This window comes from Chromatium okenii (assembly GCF_016583745.1).
Lineage (GTDB): Bacteria > Pseudomonadota > Gammaproteobacteria > Chromatiales > Chromatiaceae > Chromatium > Chromatium okenii.
In genome coordinates, this window is sequence record NZ_NRRQ01000078.1 from 1 (window position 1) to 1,947 (window position 1,947).

A 1,947-nucleotide genomic window follows, 5' to 3' on the forward strand; every position below is an offset into this window, starting at 1 on the left:
CAAAGGCACCCGGCCAACCGCCGTGCTGCTCGATGACCACGTCGATCTCGCGCATCAGGCGGATGGTTTCGGACAGGGCGACGACGATCTTTTGATAGTGGGTGATGTCCTCGTCCGAGAGGGTGCGGCCTTTGCGGTCTTTGAGCCATTTGTGGCAGACCTGATAGCCGCCGATGTGGAAGTTCCAGACGGCTTCGGGGACACCTTTGAAGCCGGTGGTCTGGCGCTTGTCCACCCAGACGGTGTCCTGTAACCAGGTGGGCTTTTCGACCTCGGGGTTGCCGCTGCCGATGAACTCGGTGATGGGCTGGTCGAGGGTGGTGGATTCCAGCAGGTGCAGCGCAACAAGTTCGCCGCCAAGTTGGGCCAGTGCGCGGAATAGATCAAGGCTTCCGGTTAATGGCAGGCGCGGGAAATCGATTTTCAGGAATTCGGCGTAGCGGGTGCGGTAGCCGGGGCTGTGAAACACTGCGTAGATGTAGTAGAAGATATCTTCGGGTGTCAGCTTCGACTCTTCGCAGGCAAGTTTTTTGCGCAGTACTTCGGTGAAAATTGGAGTGAAATTCGATCTTTCGTTACCGCTGTGTTGGGAAAAAAGGTGGTCGTCGTGAAGGTAGAGTGGTGCGAGGTAATCCTGACCTTTGTTGCCGAGGTAAAATGTTCCGTGGCAGGTGATATCCCGAGATACCGAGAAATGAGAAACGCTGTCGCCGACAATTTGCCGATTGAAAATCAATCCGATGTTATGGCCATCAACCATGTGACGCATGAGATCGTAGCGCGGACGACCAAGGAAACCGCTGGATTTGCGTGTGTAGTAAGTAAAGCGAAAATCCAGCGGACGATAAAGGATGCGCCGGACGTTATTGCGGGAAATGCCGAACTGCCGCAAGTCTGCCTGCGCACTGGCCAGAGTCCACGCGCCCTCTTTTTCGATTGCGAGTTCTAATCGCGCCTCCTTCGAACTCAATCGAGCGAGCCGTTCCACACGCTCAAAAATTTCGTTTACGGACCAGGCAATGCAGACTGGATCGTTCTTTGTTTGAATGCCTGAACTCTTGAGCGTGAACACGACATCAAGGGGCATCCAACTAGCATATTCGTCAGCAGCGCCTGGCACAGTCGTAGATGCAGCTGGCTGCCAGCGAAAATACGGTTTTACAGGTTCAAACTCGGTGAGTGCTGCATCTATCGGATTTTTTGCAACAAGGTCGGCATACTTTTGATCCCGCGTTCCCACGCGAGAGGCAAATCGTAAAACTTGCTTCGCGGATATTGTGCAGAGCACCGCAATAGTGACACCTTGCTCTATCTCAAAAACATTCTCATCGGAGATGTTTCCCTTCACATCGCCATTCAAATCCACGGCGGTGCATAACGAGAAAGTTTGGCCGAGGTGCTCACGCATCTTTCGTTTCGCAATCCCGTCGAGAAAATCGCGGTTGATGATGAAGCCAATGATTCCTGCGCCCGCTATCTGGCAGTGATGCTGCGCGAGGCGCAGGAATTTCCACTCCTCACGATTCAGGTCACTTTTCGTCTCGTTCAATCCTCGCTTCCAATCGTCGAGCCGCTGCATCAGCCACTCGGGCTCGCAGATCGAGGGAGAATACGGCGGATTGCCGATGATGACAGTAAATCGCTTGTGCCTTTTGATTTCGTTCACAGCGGTAGCTTCGTGGGCGAGGGCGTCGAAGCCGATAAGCGGAAGCTGTCTCATCCAAGGCTCCAGCGCATTGGTCAGATAGATCCGCGCCCGTTCCTCGCTCTCGAACCGGTAGCCCGTTTCGGCCAGCTTGAGACCAATCTTCATGTGTGCAATGGCATAGGGCGCCATCATCAGCTCGTAGGCGTGCAGACGCGGCAGCAGATGCTTGGGCACATAGTCGTTCCAGGCATCGATCCGCTGGGCCTCGCTGAGTCGCTGCTGTTTCCATTTCGCCGTCA

Annotated in this window: 1 protein-coding gene; it reads right to left on the reverse strand. The window is 54.5% G+C overall.

Going from position 1 to position 1,947, the window contains the following annotated elements:
- Positions 1–1,947, reverse strand: a 1,947-nt coding sequence (locus CKO12_RS14100; protein ID WP_200155359.1) for a type ISP restriction/modification enzyme, incomplete at both ends; no start/stop codon positions are given.